At 52.5% G+C, this 23,563-nt stretch carries 26 protein-coding genes and 1 tRNA gene; 20 read left to right on the plus strand and 7 right to left on the minus strand.

Going from position 1 to position 23,563, the window contains the following annotated elements:
* Window positions 1–178: 178 nt before the first annotated feature.
* Window positions 179–1,318 (minus strand): hypothetical protein, encoded by a 1,140-nt coding sequence (locus ABSB80_RS05440; protein ID WP_428368942.1) that lies wholly within the window; start codon window positions 1,316–1,318, stop codon window positions 179–181.
* Between the two features lie 5 nt (window positions 1,319–1,323).
* Window positions 1,324–2,502, minus strand: a complete 1,179-nt coding sequence (locus tag ABSB80_RS05445) for a tubulin/FtsZ family protein (protein ID WP_428368944.1) — start codon at window positions 2,500–2,502, stop codon at window positions 1,324–1,326.
* 191 nt (window positions 2,503–2,693) lie between these two features.
* On the opposite strand from ABSB80_RS05445, the gene ABSB80_RS05450 reads away from it, so the two are divergent.
* From ABSB80_RS05450 to ABSB80_RS05510, 13 genes are all read left to right on the plus strand, one after another.
* Window positions 2,694–3,932 (plus strand): NAD(P)/FAD-dependent oxidoreductase, encoded by a 1,239-nt coding sequence (locus ABSB80_RS05450; protein ID WP_428368946.1) that lies wholly within the window; start codon window positions 2,694–2,696, stop codon window positions 3,930–3,932.
* Window positions 3,919–4,635 carry a dolichyl-phosphate beta-glucosyltransferase gene (locus ABSB80_RS05455; protein ID WP_428368948.1) on the plus strand — a complete coding sequence of 239 codons (717 nt, stop codon included), beginning with the start codon at window positions 3,919–3,921 and terminating at the stop codon, window positions 4,633–4,635. Before ABSB80_RS05450 ends, ABSB80_RS05455 begins: the two co-directional genes overlap by 14 nt.
* A complete protein-coding gene (locus ABSB80_RS05460) occupies window positions 4,619–5,590 on the plus strand; it encodes a lysylphosphatidylglycerol synthase transmembrane domain-containing protein (RefSeq protein ID WP_428368950.1) in 972 nt (323 codons plus the stop codon). The genes ABSB80_RS05455 and ABSB80_RS05460 overlap by 17 nt, the downstream gene beginning before the upstream one ends.
* Entirely contained in the window at window positions 5,550–7,586 is a 2,037-nt protein-coding gene (locus ABSB80_RS05465) for a DUF2298 domain-containing protein (protein ID WP_428368952.1), read from the plus strand. Before ABSB80_RS05460 ends, ABSB80_RS05465 begins: the two co-directional genes overlap by 41 nt.
* Before the next feature lie 159 nt (window positions 7,587–7,745).
* The gene (gene rpl7ae / locus ABSB80_RS05470) at window positions 7,746–8,114 is read left to right on the plus strand and encodes a 50S ribosomal protein L7Ae (RefSeq protein ID WP_428368954.1); all 369 of its coding nucleotides are present in this window, start codon (window positions 7,746–7,748) and stop codon (window positions 8,112–8,114) included.
* 9 nt (window positions 8,115–8,123) lie between these two features.
* Complete coding sequence (locus ABSB80_RS05475; protein ID WP_428368956.1) at window positions 8,124–8,333, plus strand: 30S ribosomal protein S28e; 210 nt, start codon at window positions 8,124–8,126, stop codon at window positions 8,331–8,333.
* 3 nt (window positions 8,334–8,336) lie between these two features.
* A complete protein-coding gene (locus ABSB80_RS05480; protein WP_428368958.1) occupies window positions 8,337–8,528 on the plus strand; it encodes a 50S ribosomal protein L24e in 192 nt (63 codons plus the stop codon).
* 7 nt (window positions 8,529–8,535) lie between these two features.
* Window positions 8,536–8,988, plus strand: coding sequence for a nucleoside-diphosphate kinase (gene ndk / locus ABSB80_RS05485; protein WP_428368960.1), 453 nt, complete (start codon window positions 8,536–8,538; stop codon window positions 8,986–8,988).
* Window positions 8,989–9,044: 56 nt separating this feature from the next.
* On the plus strand, window positions 9,045–9,695 hold the full coding sequence (locus tag ABSB80_RS05490) for a MarC family protein (RefSeq protein ID WP_428368962.1): 651 nt from the start codon (window positions 9,045–9,047) through the stop codon (window positions 9,693–9,695).
* 2 nt (window positions 9,696–9,697) lie between these two features.
* Complete coding sequence (locus tag ABSB80_RS05495) at window positions 9,698–9,898, plus strand: hypothetical protein (RefSeq protein WP_428368964.1); 201 nt, start codon at window positions 9,698–9,700, stop codon at window positions 9,896–9,898.
* 12 nt (window positions 9,899–9,910) lie between these two features.
* Window positions 9,911–10,714 carry a nitrilase-related carbon-nitrogen hydrolase gene (locus ABSB80_RS05500; RefSeq protein WP_428368966.1) on the plus strand — a complete coding sequence of 268 codons (804 nt, stop codon included), beginning with the start codon at window positions 9,911–9,913 and terminating at the stop codon, window positions 10,712–10,714.
* Window positions 10,715–10,817: 103 nt separating this feature from the next.
* Entirely contained in the window at window positions 10,818–12,023 is a 1,206-nt protein-coding gene (gene thrC, locus ABSB80_RS05505; protein WP_428368968.1) for a threonine synthase, read from the plus strand.
* A gap of 32 nt (window positions 12,024–12,055) precedes the next feature.
* Window positions 12,056–12,598: a DUF5803 family protein gene (locus tag ABSB80_RS05510; RefSeq protein WP_428368970.1), complete on the plus strand. Its 543-nt coding sequence runs from the start codon at window positions 12,056–12,058 to the stop codon at window positions 12,596–12,598.
* Window positions 12,599–13,438: 840 nt separating this feature from the next.
* On the opposite strand, the gene mch is transcribed toward ABSB80_RS05510, so the two are convergent.
* The 4 genes from mch to ABSB80_RS05530 form a co-directional block, all read right to left on the minus strand.
* Window positions 13,439–14,386 carry a methenyltetrahydromethanopterin cyclohydrolase gene (gene mch, locus ABSB80_RS05515; RefSeq protein ID WP_428368972.1) on the minus strand — a complete coding sequence of 316 codons (948 nt, stop codon included), beginning with the start codon at window positions 14,384–14,386 and terminating at the stop codon, window positions 13,439–13,441.
* A 68-nt stretch (window positions 14,387–14,454) separates the two neighbouring features.
* The gene (locus tag ABSB80_RS05520; RefSeq protein ID WP_428368974.1) at window positions 14,455–15,579 is read right to left on the minus strand and encodes an ORC1-type DNA replication protein; all 1,125 of its coding nucleotides are present in this window, start codon (window positions 15,577–15,579) and stop codon (window positions 14,455–14,457) included.
* A gap of 198 nt (window positions 15,580–15,777) precedes the next feature.
* A complete protein-coding gene (locus tag ABSB80_RS05525) occupies window positions 15,778–16,929 on the minus strand; it encodes a cofactor-independent phosphoglycerate mutase (RefSeq protein ID WP_428368976.1) in 1,152 nt (383 codons plus the stop codon).
* Entirely contained in the window at window positions 16,926–17,876 is a 951-nt protein-coding gene (locus tag ABSB80_RS05530) for an NAD-dependent epimerase/dehydratase family protein (protein WP_428368978.1), read from the minus strand. The genes ABSB80_RS05525 and ABSB80_RS05530 overlap by 4 nt, the downstream gene beginning before the upstream one ends.
* A 39-nt stretch (window positions 17,877–17,915) precedes the next feature.
* On the opposite strand from ABSB80_RS05530, the gene ABSB80_RS05535 reads away from it, so the two are divergent.
* The 6 genes from ABSB80_RS05535 (at window position 17,916) to ABSB80_RS05560 (ending at window position 21,891) form a co-directional block, all read left to right on the plus strand.
* Window positions 17,916–18,788, plus strand: coding sequence for a methanogenesis marker 12 protein (locus ABSB80_RS05535; protein WP_428368980.1), 873 nt, complete (start codon window positions 17,916–17,918; stop codon window positions 18,786–18,788).
* A gap of 41 nt (window positions 18,789–18,829) precedes the next feature.
* Window positions 18,830–19,372, plus strand: coding sequence for a pyruvate ferredoxin oxidoreductase subunit gamma (locus ABSB80_RS05540; RefSeq protein ID WP_428368982.1), 543 nt, complete (start codon window positions 18,830–18,832; stop codon window positions 19,370–19,372).
* Entirely contained in the window at window positions 19,372–19,632 is a 261-nt protein-coding gene (locus tag ABSB80_RS05545) for a 4Fe-4S binding protein (protein ID WP_428368983.1), read from the plus strand. Before ABSB80_RS05540 ends, ABSB80_RS05545 begins: the two co-directional genes overlap by 1 nt.
* Entirely contained in the window at window positions 19,633–20,787 is a 1,155-nt protein-coding gene (locus ABSB80_RS05550; RefSeq protein ID WP_428368985.1) for a transketolase C-terminal domain-containing protein, read from the plus strand.
* A gap of 3 nt (window positions 20,788–20,790) precedes the next feature.
* Window positions 20,791–21,693 carry a thiamine pyrophosphate-dependent enzyme gene (locus ABSB80_RS05555; protein ID WP_428368987.1) on the plus strand — a complete coding sequence of 301 codons (903 nt, stop codon included), beginning with the start codon at window positions 20,791–20,793 and terminating at the stop codon, window positions 21,691–21,693.
* Between the two features lie 124 nt (window positions 21,694–21,817).
* Window positions 21,818–21,891 (plus strand) — tRNA-Val (locus ABSB80_RS05560).
* Window positions 21,892–21,921: 30 nt separating this feature from the next.
* On the opposite strand, the gene ABSB80_RS05565 is transcribed toward ABSB80_RS05560, so the two are convergent.
* Window positions 21,922–22,491, minus strand: a complete 570-nt coding sequence (locus tag ABSB80_RS05565) for an FKBP-type peptidyl-prolyl cis-trans isomerase (protein WP_428368989.1) — start codon at window positions 22,489–22,491, stop codon at window positions 21,922–21,924.
* Window positions 22,492–22,636: 145 nt separating this feature from the next.
* Here ABSB80_RS05565 and nifB point away from each other — a divergent pair, with 145 nt between their 5' ends.
* Window positions 22,637–23,530: a nitrogenase cofactor biosynthesis protein NifB gene (gene nifB, locus ABSB80_RS05570; RefSeq protein ID WP_428368991.1), complete on the plus strand. Its 894-nt coding sequence runs from the start codon at window positions 22,637–22,639 to the stop codon at window positions 23,528–23,530.
* Window positions 23,531–23,563: the final 33 nt, after the last annotated feature.

A 23,563-nucleotide genomic window follows, 5' to 3' on the forward strand; every position in this document is an offset into this window, starting at 1 on the left:
CTATTCGGAAATAAGAAATGATGAAAAATATCTCAATTTTTTGATATCAACAAATGCCAAATCATAGAGAACTACCTGCAAGTCTGCTTTGTACTTGGAAGAGATCCGGTCTCCGCCATACGTATTGAATTACGGACCTGAATTCTCTGGTTATAAAAAAGAGAATTTTAAAAACGGATTAACCCAGTTCATCCCATCGTGAACGTTTGCGATAGACGACAATTCCAACCCCGATCAGGACTACTACAACAATACCGACAACGACCACCAATACCCCGGATTTAAAGATTCCGGAGATCATCCCGCCGATATCAATTCCACTGTGCATAAGTGTATATTGCCTTTGGAGGGCATTCGTGTAAGACTGGTTGCCTTCCGTAAATGCTGCTTCTGCTTTTGCCCGGGCCTGATCATATTGTCCATTGGTGATAAAATCGTTGGCACTCGAGATATAGCCAACAGCAACTTCTCGCATCGCAATAATGGCACCGAGCTGGGGGTCATCTGCGGTGGTCTGGTTACCTTTAAACCATGCGATTACCGCATCTGCATTTGTTATCGGCGTCTGAGCAGCTGCAACTTCTTCGTTTGCCCAAGCGAGGTCGAGTGCATTTCCCCCGGCATCGATTGCCGTCTGTGCAGCGGTTAAATCATTCAAAGCAGCAGAATATTGCGTGGAGGGGAGAGCTGCAGCTGCATTAATATCACTAGATGCTTCACTATATTTTGATTCAGCGGCACTGGTATCAATCCCCATTGCAGCCTTTTCGTCAATATTTGATCTGAATGTTGTGAGTTTATTCTTTATCCCGGATATTGCTGTCGCTACATCATTAACATTTATCACCATCGTGGTTTGGGTGAATACGGAGCTTGCGATAAGATTGCCGTTCTGGTCATTTTCCTGAACCGTGATTATTGTTTTATTGGTAGTTTGATCAACGGAAGGGGCCGTTCCTTGGAGAGTGATCTGAAGAGATTCATCAACCGTTGATGGATAGGAAAGTTCAAAACCACTTAAATCGAGTGAACGGGATGTGCTCTGAGGCCTTGGATTATCAACACCATCAAGAACAATGGTATATGTCCATTGTGGGCTGGTCAAATCAGTAATGAATTGAAGATCATCGCCGGAAGGGAACGTTTCCCCTGAAGACGCTGAAAATTCAACCTGTAACGAGACCGTTACCGGGGTCCCTGGTGTCAAAGATCCCGAAGGATTTATGGTGACACCTGTAACAGTGAATGCAGATACTATCGGAATGCACACAATAAGAATTATCGCAAGTATAATCCATTTCACTAATCCCTTCATCATCAACCTCACTCGAACAAAGGATCAATACCTTCTTCAAACATACTCGATTTTTTCTCTTTTGACTTAATAACATCTTCCTTTGTTTCTTTAGCGATATCGAGAAGTTCCTTGATTCTGGGTGCGTTGCCAACAGTTGCCAGCATTACGACAGCCGCGACGTATTCACTGTTCACCGGATAATCTCCTCCACGGACTTCTACACCGGCAATATTCTCTTCTACCCAGCTCTTCGCCTTCTCTACACCTTTCCGATCCATCTCATCCGGAGGCCCGGCAAGGAGGACAAGCGCACGTTCTGCCGTGGAGTAATCGCAGGGTAATGTTAATCTGCCAAGCATTGCCCTGCGTACAAGGGCAACTATCTTCGCAGACCGGTCTTCACCCATCAGCACTTCCTCATTTGCTTCCCGCTTGCCACCAAATTTATCCTTCAGTCCACCGAGAATTCCCCGTTGTTGTTTTGTGCGTTTGCTCATGACTTCACTTACGGCATATCCAACGGATGTAATCCCCCCGCCACGGAGAGTGTTGATAATTTCACTGGAGTCAACAACCATTTCCCCAACGCCCATCCGGCTCACCTCGCCGGCGCGGAAGAGTACCCCAAACCGCCTTACAACTTCATTATTCAGGCGCTGGAACGCGGACTTGACACTTTCACCCTCGTTTTTCCAGGCACTGTTATCAAAAATAAAGGTGTTATCAGCTTCATTCACCAGAGTTGTCAGGCTTCGTGCGGCGTTATATGAGTACAGTCTCCCTTCTTCAGGCGCGGGAATAATACCGAGGGCGTAGACAGGTTCCCGGTAGATGCGTTTAAGATGCCGGGCAAGTACCGGTGATCCCCCGGACCCGGTCCCTCCACCAAGGCCGGCAACAATGACGAATGCATCCACATCATGTGTTCCCCGCATATCAATCGCACTGATGATGCTGTCGATTTCATCAGCTGTGACGCGGGCGCCGGTCACGTTGTCGGTGCCCACACCGTGACCTTTTACCATTGTCTGTCCGATAAGGATGCGGTCCTTCATTTCGATATTCTTTAAACCCATCAGATCCGTTCGCGCAGTGTTGACTGCAATTCCCCGGAAGCTGTTTGTACCGAGCTTCTTATCCTGCTCGATAAACATATCGACAATTTTGCCGCCCGCTTGACCAAAACCTATGAAAAATACCCGCATCCGGTGACACCATCCAATGGGCTAACAGATAATTATTTATTTTAATTCTTTTAAGTCCTTTTGCTGATATGAACCTTTATCTCGGCAATACAAAAACTTTCTTATAATATCTCCGAGGTGGCATACATAATTCCGGCTTTTTTTCCGGAGCCTTTTTCATTTCGCTCTGAAAAGTACTATAGATCATCACTATGAAGATAGGAATTATCGGAGGGGGATTGACCGGTCTTGTCGCAGCGCATGCACTTGCGGGAGAGCACGAGATTGATCTCTTTGAAAAAATGCCTCATCTCGGGGGTTGTCTCTCCTCATACAATATGAAGGATTATTGGATCGAGCGATACTATCACCATTGTTTTTCAGGGAATTCGGCACTCTTTTCACTCCTTGAAAAAATAGGCCTTTCCGATAAACTGGAATGGTGGACGGGTACGACGGGATATTTCGCACAATCCAGAATTTTTCCCCTGAACACACCACTGGAGATCCTCAAGTATCCGGAACTCACTATCATCGATAAGGCAAAACTTGCCTGGCTTACTATCAGAGCAAAGAAAAGGGATCTCCGCACTCTCGACGATATCCCTGCAGACCAGTACATCATTGAAAACCTAGGTACGAATATTTACTCCTCTTTTTTTGAACCCCTCCTGAAAAGTAAATTCGGTGAACAGAGGAAAGAAGTCTCCGCTGCATGGCTTTTCAGCCGCATTGCTATCCGTTCTAATCGAAGTGTTTCAGGGGAGCGGCTCGGATATCTCAAAGGGGGATTTCACCAGGTGATCGGAGCACTGGAATCCGCAATTTCTGACAAAGGTGGAAGAATTCACAAGCAGGAGCCTGTCAGTAATCTGACCCATACAGGAAATTCGTGGCAGATGAACGGAACCCGGTATGATGCAGCGGTTTCCACAATTCCTCCGCAGGAACTGGAGCGGCTCGGGGGACCTGCAACTTCTCACATCCCCTACCAAGGTGCCGCCTGCATGACTCTTGCCATGGACAGAGAGGTTACCGATGGCATCTACTGGCTGAATATGAAAGATCCTGCACCCTATGGTGCAGTCGTCACTCATACCAATTTCATTCCCCGGGAACGATACGGTGAGCATCTTATCTATCTTGCATCATACTTCTCTGGACTCGTACCCCCTCAGCTGGATGAGAGAATGCTTATGGACTTTTGCCGGCGTTTTTCTGTAGCCGGACACGAGATCCACTGGCACAGGATTGCCGTAGATCCTTGGGCTGGTCCGGTCTATACCACGGGGTACCGGTCACTCATCCGGGGTTACGAAAATGCGGGCATGTATTCAGCGGGGATGTTTTCAGCAACGAATTATCCCGAGCGAAGTATGGAGGGATCCGTAAGGGCCGGGTTGGAAGTTGCTGAAACGATCAGGCAGCGGAGCGTCCATGACAGGAACTGAAGTAACGGCGATTATTCCGGTTTTTAATGACCGGAAATCTCTGGAAATTGCCATCCCGGCTTCAATAAAATCCCTTTCGGAAATCACCCTGTCGTTTGAGATACTTATTGCTGAAGATGGAAGCTCCGATGGCAGTGCAGAACTTGTCACTGAATACAAAAGGCAGGATCCCAGGATACATCTCCTTCATAGTGATGAAAGACAAGGAAGGGGACGGGCATTGAACAGGGCTATCCGCGATGCACGGGGGAGTATCATATGTTATTATGACGTTGATCTCGCAACTGGCATTCATCACCTGCCGGAACTGATCGACGCTATCCGCCATGGATATGATATTTCCACAGGGTCTCGGCTCATGCCGGATAGCGATATTGTCCGAAGCGGGGGGAGGGAAGTTGCCAGCAGGTCCTATAATTTCCTAGTACGTAGCCTGCTTGGGAGCAGGGTTTTTGATCACCAGTGCGGCTTTAAGGCGTTTAACCGTGAACGTATTCTCCCCATTCTCCCCGCTGTACGCGATAACCATTGGTTCTGGGATACGGAGATTCTTGTCCGGGCCCAGAAAAAAGGCTACAGTGTCCGGGAATTTCCTGTGCAATGGCGTGCGGGAAAAGGAACGACGGTCAGACCAAGAGATGTATTTGAAATGGGTTCGGCAGTCATGAGACTCTGGTGGCAGATCCATGTATCGAAAGATTAGCGCAATTGTTGTCCCGACACTGGTAGCCATCGGTATAATCGGGTATATGCTGTACAGCGTCAGGGACCAGCTCCTCGTCGCACTCCAGAATATCATTCCGGAATACCTCGTTGTTGGAGTTGGGATCTGTCTCTGTGCCTGGTGGCTCCGCGGCTGGCGCTATCATACGATCCTCAAAAGCCTCAATTACTCAGTGAGTGTGAAGGTCTCAACTGCCTGCATTTTCGTCAGCCAGACCGTCAATCTCGTTGTCCCGGCCAGGCTGGGGGATTTCGTACGGGTCTTCATCCTTAAGCACGAATACAACACTACGTACTCGGAGGGTATATCATCCCTTGTCGTTGAACGGGTCTTTGATGTCGTTACCGTAGCATTTCTTGGTGCGATCTCACTGTTTTTTGTCCTCAACGCACCGTCCTGGTTTACAACACTTATTATCGTACCTCTGGCGGCGGGAGTGATATTTTTTGGAGTTCTCCTGGTTATCGGAAAGTTCTCATCCCGCAATAAATATCTCGTTATTATTCTCAACATGCTTCACGAAATAAAGCGTGCGTCACTCAGCCAGCGATCCCTCGCGCTGTTGGGAATATCATCTGCGGGGGCTTGGCTGCTGGACATCCTGGCATGTGTTGCTGTCGTGATGATGTTTGAACAGAAGATTCCGTTTGCAGTCATCGTTCTTGCCGTCGTCATCGGAAATCTCTTCAAGGCAGTCCCATTTACTCCGGGGGGCATCGGCACCTATGAGCTCTTCCTGGCAATAACCTTCGAGCTCGCCGGTGTTGCCCCGGCAATTGCCACCCTGATCGCAGTGATTGATCACCTTATCAAAAACCTTGTTACCCTTGTCGGGGGAGTCATATCGATTTACTATTTCGGGGACTGGGTGGTTCCCAGCATAAAAGAGGCGCTTGCTGAAAAATTCGGAGGGGGGAAAGAACCTGACTCCTGAACAGCAGATATTTTCCGTTGCCAGCTGGCTGGTTGTCCTCTTCCTGTTACAGCTTTCCGTGTACCCTTCATTGAAAAAGACGTTTGGCGCGTTTTCATTTCCCATCGCGTTTCCGGTCTCGGTGCTCGCATTCACCATTGTATCATGGTACTGCGGCCTTGCCAGAATTCCCGTTCAGGTAGCACTTGTGCCATTCCTTGCTCTCATTGTCTGGCATCTTCTCCATCGCAACTACCGGATCAAGGAACTGAAAGGTGAATGGCACTGGGTGGCACTCTTCCTTATCCTCTTCTTCCTCATGCTGGATGTGAGGTTTGTAAACCCAACCATCTCGTACGCTGAGAAATTCATGGACCACGGGTTTCTTGCATCCGTGATACGAAACCCGGTTGTACCTCCGCTCGATCCCTGGTTTTCAGGAGGCACCCTTAATGTATATTATTATCTCGGGTACTGGATGTTCGGGTGCCTGGCAATTACCAGTGGTGTCCCGTCGAATGTTGCGTTCAACCTAGCTTTGCCGACAGTCTTCGCTCTTGCCGGAGTAGTCACATACGCGATAGGAACCCTGCTGCTCGAGCGGTTTCGGTGGGTTACGCTGCTTATATTCTTCCTGCCGAATCCTTCTTTCTTTTACAACCTGGCACTCGGTGAGCCTCTGACTTCCATCCTATGGGACAGTACGCGGACAATTGCAAATACGATCAACGAATACCCGTTTTTCTCATTCATCTGGGGGGATGTCCACGCCCATGTTGTCTCCATCTTCAACCAGGTCTCCCTGATATTCCTGCTCCTCTTCGCATACAAACGGTGGGAATCTCTCGATTCGCGGGGAAAATGGCTCATCTGCATTTTGTCTGCATTGAGTCTCGGATCCATGCCGCTGATCAATACATGGGACGTGTTAATCTACGCACCCATAACTCTGCTCTTCGGTCTGCTGATTCTCTGGAGGAACAGGACCTCCCTTCGCAGCATCGCGTCATGGCTCTATCTTTGCGTGATCCCTTTCCTTGCCATCCTGTGCTATCTGCCGTTCTACCTTGAGCTCCAGACCAATACCGGGGGGATCGGGATTGTGCCTGCCTCATTATCATCCAGCGTCCCGGAATTTCTGCTTGTCAACGGCTTGTTCATTGCCATCTTTATCGCAGTCCTCCATCGTGAGATCCTCAAACGCCCAATCCTTCTTCTCGCGGTAGTGCCGTTTGTCATCACGGGTTATCTTGCCGCAGCTGTTGCAGTAGTTCCCCTCGTCTATTTACTTGCCCGAAAAGAGCAGGATTTCCCCGGTATCCTCGCTATGGCAGGCCTTGCAATCGTCATCCTCTGCGAGCTGGTCTACCTGAAGGACAATATGGGGGACACGTATTTCCGGATGAATACGGTCTTCAAGTGTTACCTTCCCGCGTGGCTGATGCTCGGCCTCTCCAGTTTCCAGATGGTAGCGCAAAAAATAGCGGACTGGAAAAAGATTCCTGTTTTTTCTTCCCGCAAAACCGCTGTTATGACCTTCACGGTTATCTTGATCCTGTTTGCACTGCCATTTGTGATCCAGTATAACGCAGGATATGGGACCGGGACCCTTGACGGACTTGCATATCTCTCAGTCACTCATCCCGGGGATGCAGGAGGAGTCGCGTACCTAAGGGCACTACCCGGGGACGAACGCATCGTTGAAGCTGAAGAGGGAGATTATTCATACTACTCGCGGATCTCGTCATTCACGGGAATTCCTACCATCCTGGGCCAGCCATTCCATGAGTTCATGTGGAGGGGCGATGATAACGGCTGGCTGAGCATCAGGGAAGCCGATGTGAAGGCAATCTACGAACAGCCTAACGAGACTGTCCAGCTCATGAAAAGATACAATGCAACCCTGCTCTATGTCGGTGATCCGGAGCGCGAACAATACAATGTCAGTCTTCCGCAAACGGGCCTTGTGAATATTTATTCTGCAGACAACACGGATATCTACCGGCTTGCGGGCTGACATTCCCGTCGAGTTTTTCCCGGGCAGGGGTTGACGGCCTTGCCGGTCACCACCCCATATTCACAAACATTTATTTCCGTTCCTGTCGAATTGATATGGCTACATCATTGCTGACTGATGAGTAATGAAGGAGCATTCTACTCCTGAATGAGGTGAGTTATGGCAAAAGGTTACGTAAAAACCCAGGCTCCAGAGGAGCTCCAGAACAAGGCACTCGAAGCCCTTGAAGTTGCAAGAGATACCGGCAAGATCAAGAAAGGTTCCAACGAGGCAACAAAAGCCATTGAGCGCAGTATTGCAGCGCTTGTGCTGATTGGTGCTGATGTAGAACCCGAAGAGATTGTGATGCACCTGGCACCACTCTGCGAAGAGAAGAAGGTTCCCTATATTTTCATCAACAAGCAGAACGATATCGGCGCCGCAAGCGGCCTCGACGTCGGCTCAGCCGCAGCTGCAATTGTCAAGCCCGGCAAAGCAAAAGAATCGATCGATGATCTTGCCAAGCAGCTTGCCGCGCTGAAGGCGTGAGGTTTCATCATGGCAGATGATGCAACGCCAGCGGAAGTAATCGAGGTTGTTGGCTCAACCGGTATGCATGGAGAGGCAATGCAGGTAAAATGCCGCATCCTTGACGGCAGCAACAAAGGACGGATCATTACCCGCAACACGGTAGGCCCGATCCGTGAAGGAGATATCGTCATGCTTCTTGAAACCGAGCGTGAGGCAAAGAAACTTTCGAGGCGGTAAAAGATGGTAGAACAACATGTCTGCAGTTTCTGTGGAAGCCAGCTCGAGCCCGGCACCGGCAAGATGTTCGTGAAGAAAGACGGTACCATCTTCTACTTCTGCAGCACGAAGTGCCAGAACAATCACAAGCTCGGCCGTGTACCGCGCCGTGTCCAGTGGACGAACGCCGGCAGGAAAGCGGCAAACAAGGAGTGATCCTGCCATGGACCGCACCTTTGTAATGGTCAAGCCAGACGGGGTCCAGCGCGGTCTTGTTGGCGAGATTGTTTCCCGGCTCGAGGCAAAAGGGCTCAAGCTCATCGCAGCACGGTTCGAAAGATTACCGGAGCCGCGGGTGACCGAACAGTACAGGGAGCACCTTTCAAAACCGTTCTTCCCGTCGCTTAAGCAGTATATCATGGGAGGCCCCTGCTTCCTCATGGTCTGGGAAGGCAGGAACGTGGTTGCGATCGTACGCAAGGCGATCGGTTCCACGAACCCCCAGGAAGCAGCACCCGGCACGATCCGTGGTGACTTCGGCATTGATATCGGTAGGAACGTGATTCACGCATCCGATTCCCCTGAAAGCGCATCCCGGGAGATCGGCATCCATTTCAAAAACAACGAAGTATTCACCTATACACGGATTGATGAGTCCGTGTTGTATGAATACTAACCCGGATTCTTTTTCCACCATAATCTCTATTATCCTTTAACGCTGCACTATCCTTAATGGCAGGGGACTTTGTCAGTTTTACACTGTTGTCGCTCTCTTCGATGCTGATTATTGTTAATCCACTCAGCTCGACCCTGATCTATGTTTCCCTGACCTCAAATCTTGACAAGCCTGCACGGGAGACCATTGCAAAGGAGGCCTGCCGGTTCGCCCTCCTGATCCTGCTTTTCGTCGCAGTCCTTGGTACCTGGATTCTCCAGCTTTTCGGAATAACTCTTGAGGCATTCCGGATTGCCGGGGGGATCCTGCTGTTTGGAATCGGGATGGAGATGGTGTATGCAAAAACATCCCGGACCAAACTTACGGCAACAGAGAGGTACGAGTCGAGAGATAACGATGACGTCGCCATCATGCCTCTAGCTATCCCAATGATCGCGGGGCCGGGGGCGATAACCACGACAATTGTGCTGATGAACGAGGCACTCGTCTTCACACCAGTCGCCATTAGTGTTGTGTTCTGCTCCATCATGGTCTCGATCGCGATCACCTATTATATGATGAGGAATTCAGATTATATCATGAAAAGAATTGGCCAGAGGGAGTACCGGGCGATCAACCGCCTGATGGGTATGTTGCTCATCGCCATTGCCGTGCAGTTTGTCATTAACGGCATCAAAATGGCATTTCCCCTGATCACCGGAGGCTAAACATGAGTGACTGGGACTTAACATCGGTCGGATTGGTACTTATCGGGAGCAGTATTACTGCTGCTGGCACCATCATGGCGGCACTGCTCCTAGGGATTACCATAAGTATGGCTCCCTTTCTCCTTTTCACAACTGCCGTCCTGATCGTGATGAGTGCCATCATGATCGTCGTCAGCACTCCAAAAAGCCCCCCGCCAATCTGAAAAGGCTTCTTTATGGAAAAAGACCCAGTTGTCAGGATATGCAGTGCACAGATCGCGGGCATATGGGAAGACCCGGAAAAAACGTTAAAAAAAGTTGAAGTAATCATCCGGCATGCCTCAGTTTCCGGCGCTGCGCTCATCTGTTTTCCTGAACAGTTCGCAACCGGCTGGGACCCGGAATCGAATAAAAATTCAGAGGCGCTCAATGGGAATATCATATCCACTCTCAGGGATTATGCCAAAGAGAACGCGATCGGCATCCTGGGGTCGCTTCGCGAGCGACATGATCCTTTTCCAAAAAATACTGCAGTCGCTATCGACAGGGACGGCAGGATCATCGCATCCTATGCAAAGATGCACCTGTTCAGTCACAGGAATGAACATACCAGGTTTGCCCCAGGTACCGAGCTGGGCATGTTCACGCTGGGCTCACTCAAGTTTGGGATTGCCATCTGTTATGACCTGCGGTTCCCGGACCTGTTCAGACTCTATGCAAAAAAAGGCGTTCATGCGGTTCTTGTTCCTGCTGCATGGCCGGAAAACCGCATTCATCACTGGGAATTGTTCATCAAAGCACGGGCACTCGAGAACCAGATGTATGTTGTTGGTATAAATGCAACCGGCACAACACCGGTTGATTCATACTCTGGATCTTCAATGACTGCAGACCCGGATGGGACAATAATCAGCCGTGCAAACGATGCAGAACAGCTGCTCTTTTGCGATCTTGACGTGTCTGCTGTTGAGACTGCCAGACAATCTTTTCCCGCCCAAAAGGACCGGAAAGATGAGATCTATCGCAGGTTGTCCGTATAGAATATTCGATACAGTCGTTTAAAGGAATAAACAATTCTGACGAGTCTGGCACCATGCCGGAAAGCTGCATTCCTATATGTAATGAAAAGACCAATACTACTGCATGTATCATCTCGCATGCGTCAATTGTGGAGTAACCTATCCCGCTGACGAGATCCTGTACAACTGTAAAAAATGTGGCCACCTTCTTGCTGTGAAATATCCGATCGATGAACTCAATATTAATAAAAAAGAATGGAACAAGCGGCCACTCTCCGTCTGGAGATACCGGGAACTGCTGCCGGTTCGTATCAATCCGGTTACGCTGCACGAGGGGGGCACTCCACTCTACCATCTCGAAAGACTTGGGAAGGAGATGGAAATTCCCCATTTGTACGCGAAACATGAGGGGATGAACCCGTCCGGTTCATTCAAGGACAGGGGCATGACGGTGGGAGTATCAATGGCACTCCAGCTCGGGAAAAAGAGTGTCGCATGTGCAAGTACCGGAAATACATCGGCAAGCCTTGCGGTATACGCGGCAAAAGCCGGCATCCCTGCCGTCGTCCTTTTACCTGCAGGGAAAGTTGCTGTGGGTAAGGTAGCGCAGGCACTCATGCACGGCGCAAAAGTCATCTCAATCCGTGGCAACTTTGATCGTGCTCTCGAGATGGCGCACGATCTCTGCCTATCACACGGCCTCTACCTGCTGAACTCCATCAACCCGTACCGGCTCGAGGGGCAGAAGACTATCGGTTTCGAGGCCGTCGACCAGCTGGGGGATGTGCCGGACCGGTTTGTACTTCCTGTGGGGAATGCAGGCAATATCTCGGCAGTCTATAAGGGACTGATGGAACTGAAGGAACTTGATTTCATTGACCGGTTGCCTATGATGACCGGCATCCAGGCACTGGGCTCAAGCCCCATCGTCCGTGCAATCCGTGAAAACCTTTCTGTAGTAGTGCCTGAACCGCATCCTGAGACCGTAGCAACGGCAATACGCATCGGAGCACCGGTGAATGCGGAAAAAGCCCTCACGGCCATCAGGAATACTGGTGGGCTTGCAGAATCGGTAACCGATGAAGAGATCCTGCGAATGCAGCGGGACCTTGCACGCAAGGAGGGCATCGGTGTCGAACCGGCATCTGCCGCCTCTGTAGCGGGTATACGGAAACTGGCTGAATCCGGCATGATTGATCGGGATGAGCGGATAGTCTGCGTAGTCACCGGCCATCTCCTGAAAGATCCTGAAACGGTGATCAAACAATGCGAGCCTCCGACAGAGATCGATGCAGACATACCTTCGCTGCTCTCTGCACTGCAGTTGTAATCGCACTTGCTGTAATCCCGTCAGCAGGAGCGTTGTCAGCAGACTACGTTGTTTTTCCCAATGGTACCGCTTACCAGGCGGCGATTGAGATTAACGATACCGCCAGTTACCAGTTCGCAAGTATTGGGCTCATGGGTGAAAATGTCCCTGTCAATGTAGGGAACGTGAATTTGTCAGGCGAGAAGTGTTCAGTCTGTACATACGCTTGGAACCGACCTTGGGGGAGTCCCGCATCCATCACCTTTGAACCGGGGAATTATACCGTTTCATACATCGCACCTCTGAACAATAATGATCTCCAGGCTTCCTTTGAAGTGCCATACAACGTGAATGTAACGATACCTCAGGAATTCGATATCCGTAACCCTTTGCTGGCAGGAATCAGCACGGGGGCAAACGTCACCCGGCACCCGGATAATTCCACAACCGTGCAATGGAATAAAATCCTTTCGTTTGACCTCAGGTTCTATGACCAGAGTCATGAAGAACTCCTGTATTTTTTCCTGCAGGTCCTTGTGATTATCGCAATCGTTATGCTCCTGCCGTTCCTGATAAACAGGAAAGGGAACGAATGAAGACACTTTTTGGAAAATTTGATAATCATCCACAATTTTCGGGATTCTCAAATGAGTCTGTCATTGTTCTGGAGAATTATTAGTGGGATACTCCATGAATAAAATTAATTCAGATACGAGATACAATAATGGCGAGTCCAGAATAGGACACGTAAAGTCGAGAGACGGATACGATCTGAAATGATCTGCCACGGGAAAGGCAATCTCTCCTTACGCGATCCGGAAATACTCTCACTTCAAAAGGGATAACCTTGCCCGTCTCTCTTTTTTGATCAAGAAGCTAAAAAACGCAGAAAAATAGGCTCTGCAGAAATTCTATTTTATCATGTGATGCATTTATATTCTTCAACGATTATGAGTGTGACCCCCTCTCTCAAATCAAAGAACTCTCCGAATTCTTCTCAAGCCTGCTCTTCCATTCGTGAACAGCAGTCTCCACCAGAGGGGGGAGCAACACAAGGGGTGCTTCCCTTGAATCTCTGAGAGGTTTTCAGACATCGAAGAGGAGAAGATTTATAAAGTAAATCTTCGACCCCATTTTCGGCGGGATTTTAACTAACCTTCTGAGGGACTATATCAATATAGGGGATGCTGCCATCGCCAAAGGCATGGCATGCTCGAGAAAATGTTTCGACATTTTCGAGCTGCCGCAGAGGCGGGGACAGCCGAAGGCTGTGGAGAAGATTTTCATTCGAAAATCTTGGACTGCGGAGCCTTTGTTCGAAGAACCCTGCAGGTTCTTCTCATGTCTCATCTCTTCGAGATTCAACATGCCGAAGCCCCAAAGAGTGTTAAGAGAATTTTCTTGTGATCTCTTCGGAGCCAAAAAATAGGGTATTGTTACTGGAGCCCGAACGATTTCAGGGTGACTTCGGGGTTGACCGCACCGACGTGATATACGACACCATCAGTAAGCTCGTTAATGATAACCTCTGCCGGAGAGAAGAGCGAAGTGTCGATCTGATAGAAGTCAAACTTGGCTTCCTTGAAGATCTCGTAAAACGGCTTGCCGTAGCCCTTGGACTTATTGCTCGGGATCTTCTCGAGATAATCCTTGATCTCGGGTGCCTTCATTGTGAGCATGATGCGGCCATGGTAAATCGTCGCGTCGTTTGTGGTTCCCATCGCCTTCGTCGCGTCTTTCTTGACCGGCGGGACGGGAGCTGTTCCCATGGCGGCGACGACCTTCTTTGTATCAAACCCGAGTTCGTTGAGCTTGTAGATCGCCGTCTCGACACAGCGCCCGGAGACTTGGATGGAACCCACGATCGAAGCGGTCGGGGCGACAACCGCGCAGACATTCGCCACATCGATGTGACATTCCTCCGCGACTTTCTCCATCACATCCGCATTCGGGAGGTGGTCGCTCTCAAGGCAGATCACGGCGCAGTCGTAGTCATCTTCATACTCGATGACTTCGAAGGTGTGTTTTGGCTTGAGCGAGAGAGCCCGGGCCGGGCCGCTTCCCATGGCAAAGTAGTTGCCCACCTTGACTGTCCATCCGGCCTTCTGCGCGCCGAGGCACGAGATGGACGGGAAGTCCGTGTTCACGTCGATGAAGGGCATCGGGAATTCCTTGATCTGCCCCATCCGGAAGTTCACTTCGCCGAGACCGCCCATGCAGATCTCGGTGAAAGCCCTCCCGGCTGCGTAGCCGCCCCGGACGCTTACCCCGCAATCTACGATCCGTGCGCCATTGTCTAGTTCATGATAAGCGCAGTTGAATTCCTCGGCCAGGTCGGCGAGGTTATCAAAAATTTCCAGTGCCAGTTCGTTAACACTCAGCATGATAAAAAACCCCTGTCTCATAAAAAGAGGGCTTTGGGATAATTAATATTTTTCAAAATGATCCTGTCTCAGGAAAGATATTCGATCACTTTTGCCGGGTCATAACGGAGCGTGATGACCCGCGTCCGTCCTTTCCCTTCCCGGTACTCCAGATTGATCAGGCGCATAGCATCCATCTTCTTCACAATCTCATAAAACCGGGTATACCCTATGGCAAGCGGTTCCTTGATTGCCTTGAACACCTCACCCGCGTTCATCTCATGCGCCTTTGCACTCCTCTCTGCAAATGATCTGAGGATGTGACGCTCGTCGTCCTTGAGGGTTTTTACGGTATACGCAAGGTGCAGATATTTTGAGATCTCGTACGCTCCGCAGATGTCCTCACGCTCGATAGTGCGCCGTGCGGCCCTCTCTGCACTCAGGGTCGCCCGTTTCAGGAGGTCAATACCTACCCTGAGGTCCCCGCTTTTCAGGGTCTGTTCCACAACAAGGTCGAGGAGTTCCTCGGAAAGGACGCCGGAAAACAGCCCCTGCATCACCCGGGCGTTCATGATCTCGCGGACTTCCTTGTCCCCGTAGGGCGGGAAGTAGATCTCGGTCGGGCGGAAGACTGATGCGACCCGGGCATCAACGGCACGGGTGAGGTCAATATCCATGTCGCTTATGATCACGATGACACCGATTCGGGTACCTTCGTACGTCTCATGGGAGCGGAGCAGCGTGTAGAGCACTTTGTTGATCTCGTTTTCGTACAGGAGATAGTTTGCATCATCCAGCGCCACCAGGAGGACAATCTCTTCCTTCTTCAGGTGTCGTGCCACGGCATCGAAGACCTGTTTGAACGAGGTGCCGCTTGAAGGGGGGAGGTGCCCCACGAGCTTTTTGAAGATCTGGGAGATGATGGCAAACTTGGTGTTATCGATCTGGCAGTTGATGTAGACCGGTACCAGTTTCTTGGTCGTCTCCTCGATCTCGGAAAAGAGTTTCCGGATACTGGTGGTCTTCCCCGTGCCGGGAAGGCCTTTGCAGACCGTGTTCAGGGGCCTGCCGCCTCTCATGCCTGGCCGGATCTGGAATGCCAGCTCGCGCATCTGGTCGTCCCGGAACTCGAACTGATCGGGCACATAATCGATCTCCAGCACTTCAGGGTCGCGGAAGAGAGTCTCGTCCCACATCAGCAGGTTCTTTTTCATCTCACTACACCTCTACGCGATCGGTAATAACTGCATTGGATATTCCGGGTTAAATACGATAAAGGTTCCAGAAGGATGCGATTCCCGTCCAAATCTATATCCCCATGGACATGAAACACAAAAACGAGCCGGGTGCGGCAGATGATGAAAGTTACCCCCACTGAACCGTGATGATGCAGGGGACTGATGCCGCACTCCTCATGAGAACAGGAACTCAAGGAAACCGGTTGCTTTTTTCGTTCCAAGCCCGCCCGATCGGGCGGATTTTTCCGAAAATTCTGAAGTCCCGTCTTTCCCTTTCCCGACAACCGCAAACGGCACCGGGTCGCGGGTGTGGGTCTTCACTCGTATAGGGGTGGGATGATCGGGGAGCACCGCAAGGACACCATCGAACTGTTCCCGGATCATGCCGATGACTCCGTCAACATTCTCGATCGCCTTCACCTTCTCTTCTATGCTCCCGAGATGCCCCGCCTCATCCGGGGCCTCGATGTGGAGGTAGAGGAAGTCGAGGTGCCTGATCGCGTCGAGGGCATACCGTCCCTTCGCTGCGTAGTCTGTATCCAGATAGCCGGTCGCTCCCGGTACCATAATTATCTCCATGCCGGCACAGCGGCCGATCCCATTGAGGAGGTCGACAGCCGATATTATTCCTCCCTTTTTACCATATTTTTCATTAAACAGCGGGAATGCCGGCTTTTTACCCCCGCTGTATGGCCAGACCTGGGTGGCCGGGGCTTTTCCTGCATGTATCCTTGCAGCATTCACCGGATGATCGTGGAATACCTCGCGGCTTTTCTCCATGGAGCCTAGGAGTATCTCCGCGTCACCTCCGGAAGGCAGGTGATCGGTTATTTTTTCCCCGATAATATCATGAGCCGGCGCAGTCTCTGCCCCCCTGCCGTTACGGACAACAAGGAGATTGCGATAGCTGATCCCGGCTTTCAGCAAAACGCCGGGGAGTGCTCCCTGGAGGGAAGCCAGTAGTGCCGTCCCCTCAGCGCTGGAAATATGCCCGGCAGAGAAGTCCTTCATAATCCCGTCATTGACCGTTACGAGGTTGCAGCGGTAGGCAACATCGCCCGGAGCCAGGTCTACTCCCATGTTCAGTGCCTCAAGCGGACCCCTTCCCGTGTAATACTTCTCCGGGGCGTACCCGAGGATTGACATGTTCGCGATATCGCTGCCCGCCTCAAAATTGTCGGGGATGGTGCTGAGCATCCCGCAGGCGCCTTCCTTCGCCATCCGGTCCATATTCGGTATCCTCGCATATTCGAGTGGCGTCTTCCCGCCGAGCTCCGCGATCGGCTCGTCAGCCATACCGTCCCCGCAGACAACAATATATTTCATGATACGCCGTGCTGCTGTTCTGCCAGCATGTCCCTTACGGCGATCCGGACGCTTTCCCGTGAACCGGTCTGGGGCTTCCAGCGAAGCGCCTTGAGCCTGTCGATGGAGAGCTGCATCTTCGGCACATCCCCAACCCAGCCACGGTCGCCTCCGGTGAACCTGAACCTTGTCCCGGTCAGGTGCATCTCTTCCGCAACGATCTCCGCGATACTCTTGACATCGATCCAGTCTTCCGACCCGATATTGAAGGTATTGACGGTGCCCCGGGCCTTTCCGACCGCGAAGAGCATCGCCGCAACGCATTCGTGCACCTCAAGATAGGACTTGGTCTGCTTCCCGTCGCCGAGGATCTCCAGCTCAGCGGGATCCTTCCTGAGTTTCAGGATAAAATCGGTGATAACGCCGTGCCCGCTCCGGGAACCGATGATATTCGCAAACCGGAACGTCCACGCTTTCATCCCGAACGAGTGGCAGTACGCGGAGATCAGCGCTTCGCACGCGAGCTTGCTCGCGCCATAGACCGAGATCGGTTCGAGCGGGGTATAGCTTTCTGGTGTTGGGATTACCGCGGCATCGCCATATACCGTTGACGTGGAGGTGAACACCAGTTCGGGAACCCCGTGCTGACGCATGGCTTCAAGGACCCGGTACGTGGCCATGATATTGTTCTGCATCGTCGGGTCCGGGTTTACGGCACTCTGGCGCACATCGGGGTCCGCCGCGAGATGAAAAAGTCTGTCAGCACCCCTGATTGAATCCTGCCAGCCGTCGCCAAGCAGATCTTTCTGCACAAACCTTCCCTTGCAGGAATCGATATGCCGGGCTATTGTCTCCCTTCGCCCGGAACAGAGCGAATCAATTACGAGGACTTCGTTGCCCTGGGCAACGAGCGTGTCAACCAGATGCGAGCCGATAAACCCGGCCCCGCCTGTCACCACATCAAACATCAATACCTAATATGTCATCCATGCTATAGGATTACTGTTATGTTCATCGGGATCGATCACGGCACCACCGCCATGCGGTTCGCCGGTGATTCGGGTGAGTTCAAGCTCTCGCGTGAAGCAGCAAAGGAATTTGTCATCGCCGATCTCGGCCGCATCTGCCCGCTCAACAAGATCGAGGGGGTCGCGGTCTGCTACTCGATGGGCGACAACTTCTCCCGGATCACCCGTGTCGGGAAGGTCCGGGACCGCGGGCTCGTCAGCCGGGAGGGGGCAGGGAAGCATGTCGGGGGTGGCACGCGGGTCTTTGACGAGGTGGCCGCTAGCGGGATCCCGGCCATCGCCATCCCAGGCCTCCACCGGGGATCCCCCACCGACCCGAGGTTCAAGGCCTATTCGCACCAGGCAAGCCCGGAGAAGATCGGGATCGCGTATGAGGTCAGCAGGGACCTCGGCAGCGACGTGATCGTTTCCGATATCAGCTCGAACACAGTCACCCTGCTCGTCTCAGGCGGGAGACTGGTTGGGGCATTCGATGCCTGCATCTTCGCGCCAGGAACCCTGCATGGCGCTCTTGATGTGGACGCGATCCGGAAGATCGATTCAGGGGAATGTACGGCAAACGAGGCATTCCAGCACGCGGGGGTGAACTTCTCGCTTCCCGATGAGGAGCGCCTGCGGACCATAGCCCTCTTCGCCGCCATGGAATGTGCTGCCATGAGGCTCCTGAACACCGGTGCCCGGATTGCGCTTGCTGGCAGCCTTGCACCGGTTGTCGCTCCGGAAGTCGGATCTCTTCTGGGCTCAAATATCGCAGTATACGATGAATGGTGCGCTTCCCGCGGGCTTGCCAAGATCGCCCGCGACATATTTTCCGGCAGGCGGGAGATCCTCGGGCTCGATGTGGATCTCTAGATTTATATTGATTTATCATGTAAGATTATTAGGGATTTTTCTTGAGAGAACTACGTATCCACGGCAGGGGTGGCCAGGGGTCTGTCACCGCCGCCGAACTGATCGCAGTCGCCGCGTTCGAAGGCGGCGTCTATGCCCAGGCATTCCCGGCGTTCGGAGTCGAGCGGCGCGGGGCCCCGGTCCAGGCATTCGTCCGGTTTGACAACAAAAAGATCCGGCTCCGCAGCCAGGTGTACGAACCGGATTATATCATCGTGCAGGACAGCACGCTGATCAAGGACGTGAACGTCTTTTTGGGTGTGAAATCAGGCGGCATCGTGATCGTCAACACGGAAAAGACACCGGACTACCAAGTGCCGGATGGCGTGAAACTGATCACCATCGACGCGACATCCATCGCGCTCAAAGCTCTCGGACTGCCCATCACCAACACCTCACTCATGGGTGCATTTGCGGCAGCGACGGGCGAGATCCAGTTCTCGGCGCTCGAACATGCGCTCAACCACCGGTTCCCGAAAGAGCTGGCGGTAAAGAACATCGAGGCGGCACGGCAGGCTTACAACGCCGTCAAGGGGGCCCCATAATGGCACTGGCTGTCGGCTGCCGGGCACGGCCGGGAAAGGCGAGGGACAACAAGACCGGGTCGTGGCGGGTGTTCAGACCGATCTTCGATCACGAAAAATGCTCGAAATGCGGGATGTGCCGGACCCTCTGTCCTGAGGGCTGTATCAGCGAGGACAAGGATGGATTCTTCATTCCGGATTATACGTACTGCAAAGGGTGCGGGATCTGCGCCACAGAGTGCCCGAAGGAAGCTATCGAGATGAAACAGGAGGAGAAGTAGATGATGGAAATAACCGAGGGATCGCATGCAGTAGCAGAGGCGGTCAGTCGCTGTCGCCCGCAGGTGATCTCAGCCTACCCTATCACCCCCCAGACCCATATCGTGGAAGCGCTGGCCGACTTTGTCGCAAACGGCAAACTGGATGCCGAATACATCACGGTCGAGAACGAGCTTTCCGCTCTTTCGGCCTGCGTAGGGGCCAGCGCCGCGGGTTCCCGCGCTTATTCGGCAACGACCTCACAGGGCCTTGCCCTCATGTTCGAGGTCTGTTTCAATGCCGCGGGGATGCGCCTACCCATTATCATGTCCATCGCGAACCGGGCTCTCGGCGCCCCGCTCTCGATCTGGAACGACCAGCAGGACTCGATCTCCCTGCGGGACTCGGGCTGGCTCCAGTTCTATGCCGAGGACAACCAAGAGGCAACCGACCTCCATTACATCGCGTACCGGGTAGCAGAAGACCCCTCAATTCTCCTTCCGGCCTTTGTCTGCTTCGACGGGTTCATTCTCTCCCACACCTACGAGCCAGTTGACATGCTCTCGCAGGAGGATGTTGACAAATATCTCCCAAGATTTGCCCCTGCTGAACGCCTCGACGCAGCGGACCCGATCAGTTTCGGGATGTACGCGACTCCTGAGTATTACCTCGAGTTCAGGTACGAGATGGACCTTGCCCAGAAACGGGCAAAGGACGTTATCGCAAAGGCCGGAAAAGAGTTCGGCTCCCTCTTTGGCAGGGACTACAGTGCCCTTGTAGAGGGATACCGGCTCGATGACGCAGAGACGGTAATCGTAACCATGGGCTCCCTCTGCGGGACGGTCAAGGACGCAATCGACGAGATGCGTGCAGAGGGAAAGAACGTCGGGCTCCTCAAGATACGCATCTTCCGCCCGTTCCCGACAGAAGATGTGGCAAAAGCGCTCGCCCGTGCGAAGCGTATCGCCGTGCTGGACAAGAACATCTCGCTCGGCTCTAAAGGGGCCGTGGCACTCGAGGTCAGGGACGCCCTCTATGGGAGCGGGATCCCGGTCAGGGATTACATTCTCGGCCTTGGGGGCAGAGACGTGCGGAAAAAGGATATCAGGGAGATCGTTGCTCTTCTCGAGAGAGGAGAGGGCGACCAGTTCTATGGCCTGCGTAAGGAGGTGCTCTGAACCATGGCAGAGAAAAAGGTGTGCGACCTGTTCGACTGCGGCCACCGCGCCTGCGGCGGCTGCGGTGCGGCGCTTGCCGCACGGCTGGTGACGCAAGCGGCCGGGACGGAGACGATTGTAGTCTCCTCGACGGGCTGCATGGAAGTGTTCTCAACCCCGTACCCGGAGACCGCGTGGAAGGTCCCGTGGATCCACTCCCTCTTCGAGAACGCGTCTGCAGTGGCATCAGGAATCGAGGCAGCCCTCAAAAAACAGGGGCGGAAAGAGAAGGTCGTGATCATGGCCGGCGACGGGGCGACCTTCGATATCGGAATGATCTGCATCAGCGGCGCATTCGAGCGCGGTCACGACTTCACGTACGTGTGCTACGACAACGAGGCTTACATGAACACCGGGATCCAGCGTTCGGGTGCAACCCCGTACGATGCAAGCACCACAACAAGCCCGGCCGGTTCCCACTCGTTCGGCAACAAGCGTCCCAAAAAGGACATGCCGCAGATCCTTGCTGCGCATGGTGCGCCCTACGTGGCTACGGCCTCCATCGTGTATCCCGCCGACCTGATGCAGAAGGTCGAGAAGGCCATCAATACTCCCGGGCCCTGCTATGTGCAGGTGCATGCCCCGTGCTGTACCGGCTGGGGGTTTGAAGGAGAACAGACCCTTGCCATTGCCCGCCTTGCCATTGAGACCGGGCTCTGGGTAAATTTCGAGATGGTCGAAGGAAAAATCACCAAAGTCAAAAAGGTCGTGCGCAAACCGGTTGAAGATTACCTCAAGACCCAGAAACGGTTCCGGCACCTCTTCAAGCCGAAGCGCCAGGACGCGGAGATCGCCGCCATCCAAGCCATAGCGGACAAGAACGCGGAAAAATACGGGATCGATATCAAGATCCCCAAAAAAGAATAATTCCCGCCTGCACAAAACGGGACGCCACCGCGGGACGAAATTGTCACCTTTTTTGCCATTCCGCAATAAGGGATCCGGAAATCAGCAATGTTAATAATCCCAAGGTCGACATTAGTAAGTTACCGGGCTCGTGGTCTAGTCGGTTATGACGTCGCCCTTACACGGCGGAGGTCGCCGGTTCGAATCCGGCCGGGCCCATGGTAAATTTTTCCGCTGGTTTTTTAAAAATTATTGTTTCAGGATTTGCTCAAGGGTAATGGTCAGGGTCAGGTTCTGGCCGGCGAGCGGGTGGTTCTCGTCCCAGGTGATTGTGGTCGGCGTCACATTCAGAATCTTCACGCTTGCTACGGCGTTATCAGACTTTCTCGTGATCGTGAAGGTCTCTCCGGCAACAGGATTCATATCCGCCGGCAGGGAGGACCGGTTTACCACATGTACGAGTGACGGCTGGTATATCCCGAATGCCTTTTCCGGGGGGAGTATCACGGTTTTTGTCTCGTTCGGATGCATACCGATAACTGCATCCGGTAGTCCGGAGGGGATGGTCTCATCTTTACCTATGGTAAAAATGAACGGTGTCGTGTTAACATTGGATTCAATGACTGTACCGTTGTCCAGCGTGCCCGTGAAATAAATGGCGACCGTATCTCCCGTTTTAGCAACGAACGGGTTGAACAAAAAAAAACCCACAACGGCGAGGATTGTTACTCCCACACCAGCGACAATGGCGTACTGGCGGTATTGTTTTTTTCTGGCCCCGACCGCCTCTTTCCCCTTGACCTTTTCGGATTTTTTCATATCGTTCCCCAATAAAATCATCCCCTAAACCATATACAATTTTGTCCAGGTGGACACGCACGGATGGAATGGCGACAGACATCGCTCCGCGCTTGTACAATTGCACTCTATTTATACCACTAAAGCGCATCTAGTGGTGTTGTATATGTCTGATGAAGTAAGGATCGCAGACGTCCAAGGCAAAAAAATCCAGTGGGACCCGGCGCAGATGCGCAAAATACAGGAGCACCCCTGCTTTTCTGAAAAGGCGTGTCACAGCTTCGGCAGGTGCCACCTACCCGTTGCACCCAAATGCAATATCCAGTGCAATTACTGCATCCGGGATTTCGACTGCGTCAACGAGAGCCGCCCGGGGGTCACCACCCGGATCCTCAACCCGGACGAGTCCATGGAGATGGTCAAAAAAGTGGTGGAAAAATACAATTACATCAAGGTCGTGGGTATTGCCGGGCCCGGCGACCCCCTGGCAAACGAAGAGACGTTCGAGACGCTCCGCAGGCTTCATGAACAGTACCCCAACGTGATCAAATGTATCAGCACCAACGGGCTTCTCCTCCCTGACAAGATCGATCTCCTGCAGAAATACGATGTCGGAAATATCACGGTGACCCTCAACGCGATCGACCCGGAGATTGGCGCAAAAATCTACCAGTTCGTGGATTACAAGGGGAAGCGGTATGAAGGCATCGAGGGGGCAAAACTCCTCCTCTCCCAGCAGCTGAAAGGGATCGAGGAGGCAGTCAAAAGGCATATGATCGTCAAGATCAATACGGTCTATATCCCCGGGATAAACGAGGATCATATCCCGGCAATCGCCAAAAAAGTCGGGGAGATGGGGGTATATACCTTCAACCTCATCCCGCTGATAGCCCAGTACAAGTTCGCCAATATCACCCCGCCGACCCCCGAGATGAAGAGGAAGATGCAGGACGAGTGCGGGAAATATGTCAAGCAGATGCGGCACTGCCAGCGTTGTCGCGCGGACGCGATCGGCAAGCTCGGGCACGACGTCCAGTCCTGCATGTACGAGAACAAATAACATTTTTGCGGTCAGATGAGCGGGACAGCCTGC

It is taken from the genome of Methanoregula sp. (assembly GCF_050010295.1).
Taxonomy (GTDB): domain Archaea; phylum Halobacteriota; class Methanomicrobia; order Methanomicrobiales; family Methanospirillaceae; genus Methanoregula.

Bases quoted from the DNA above. Each gene is read 5' to 3' on its own strand.
- ABSB80_RS05440 (WP_428368942.1), bottom strand. From the start codon at position 1,318: ATGATGAAGGGATTAGTGAAATGGATTATACTTGCGATAATTCTTATT.
- ABSB80_RS05445 (WP_428368944.1), bottom strand. From the start codon at position 2,502: ATGCGGGTATTTTTCATAGGTTTTGGTCAAGCGGGCGGCAAAATTGTC.
- ABSB80_RS05450 (WP_428368946.1), top strand. From the start codon at position 2,694: ATGAAGATAGGAATTATCGGAGGGGGATTGACCGGTCTTGTCGCAGCG.
- ABSB80_RS05455 (WP_428368948.1), top strand. From the start codon at position 3,919: ATGACAGGAACTGAAGTAACGGCGATTATTCCGGTTTTTAATGACCGG.
- ABSB80_RS05460 (WP_428368950.1), top strand. From the start codon at position 4,619: ATGTATCGAAAGATTAGCGCAATTGTTGTCCCGACACTGGTAGCCATC.
- rpl7ae (WP_428368954.1), top strand. From the start codon at position 7,746: ATGGCAAAAGGTTACGTAAAAACCCAGGCTCCAGAGGAGCTCCAGAAC.
- ABSB80_RS05475 (WP_428368956.1), top strand. From the start codon at position 8,124: ATGGCAGATGATGCAACGCCAGCGGAAGTAATCGAGGTTGTTGGCTCA.
- ABSB80_RS05480 (WP_428368958.1), top strand. From the start codon at position 8,337: ATGGTAGAACAACATGTCTGCAGTTTCTGTGGAAGCCAGCTCGAGCCC.
- ndk (WP_428368960.1), top strand. From the start codon at position 8,536: ATGGACCGCACCTTTGTAATGGTCAAGCCAGACGGGGTCCAGCGCGGT.
- ABSB80_RS05490 (WP_428368962.1), top strand. From the start codon at position 9,045: ATGGCAGGGGACTTTGTCAGTTTTACACTGTTGTCGCTCTCTTCGATG.
- ABSB80_RS05495 (WP_428368964.1), top strand. From the start codon at position 9,698: ATGAGTGACTGGGACTTAACATCGGTCGGATTGGTACTTATCGGGAGC.
- ABSB80_RS05500 (WP_428368966.1), top strand. From the start codon at position 9,911: ATGGAAAAAGACCCAGTTGTCAGGATATGCAGTGCACAGATCGCGGGC.
- thrC (WP_428368968.1), top strand. From the start codon at position 10,818: ATGTATCATCTCGCATGCGTCAATTGTGGAGTAACCTATCCCGCTGAC.
- mch (WP_428368972.1), bottom strand. From the start codon at position 14,386: ATGCTGAGTGTTAACGAACTGGCACTGGAAATTTTTGATAACCTCGCC.
- ABSB80_RS05520 (WP_428368974.1), bottom strand. From the start codon at position 15,579: ATGAAAAAGAACCTGCTGATGTGGGACGAGACTCTCTTCCGCGACCCT.
- ABSB80_RS05525 (WP_428368976.1), bottom strand. From the start codon at position 16,929: ATGAAATATATTGTTGTCTGCGGGGACGGTATGGCTGACGAGCCGATC.
- ABSB80_RS05530 (WP_428368978.1), bottom strand. From the start codon at position 17,876: ATGTTTGATGTGGTGACAGGCGGGGCCGGGTTTATCGGCTCGCATCTG.
- ABSB80_RS05535 (WP_428368980.1), top strand. From the start codon at position 17,916: ATGTTCATCGGGATCGATCACGGCACCACCGCCATGCGGTTCGCCGGT.
- ABSB80_RS05545 (WP_428368983.1), top strand. From the start codon at position 19,372: ATGGCACTGGCTGTCGGCTGCCGGGCACGGCCGGGAAAGGCGAGGGAC.
- ABSB80_RS05550 (WP_428368985.1), top strand. From the start codon at position 19,633: ATGATGGAAATAACCGAGGGATCGCATGCAGTAGCAGAGGCGGTCAGT.
- ABSB80_RS05555 (WP_428368987.1), top strand. From the start codon at position 20,791: ATGGCAGAGAAAAAGGTGTGCGACCTGTTCGACTGCGGCCACCGCGCC.
- ABSB80_RS05565 (WP_428368989.1), bottom strand. From the start codon at position 22,491: ATGAAAAAATCCGAAAAGGTCAAGGGGAAAGAGGCGGTCGGGGCCAGA.
- nifB (WP_428368991.1), top strand. From the start codon at position 22,637: ATGTCTGATGAAGTAAGGATCGCAGACGTCCAAGGCAAAAAAATCCAG.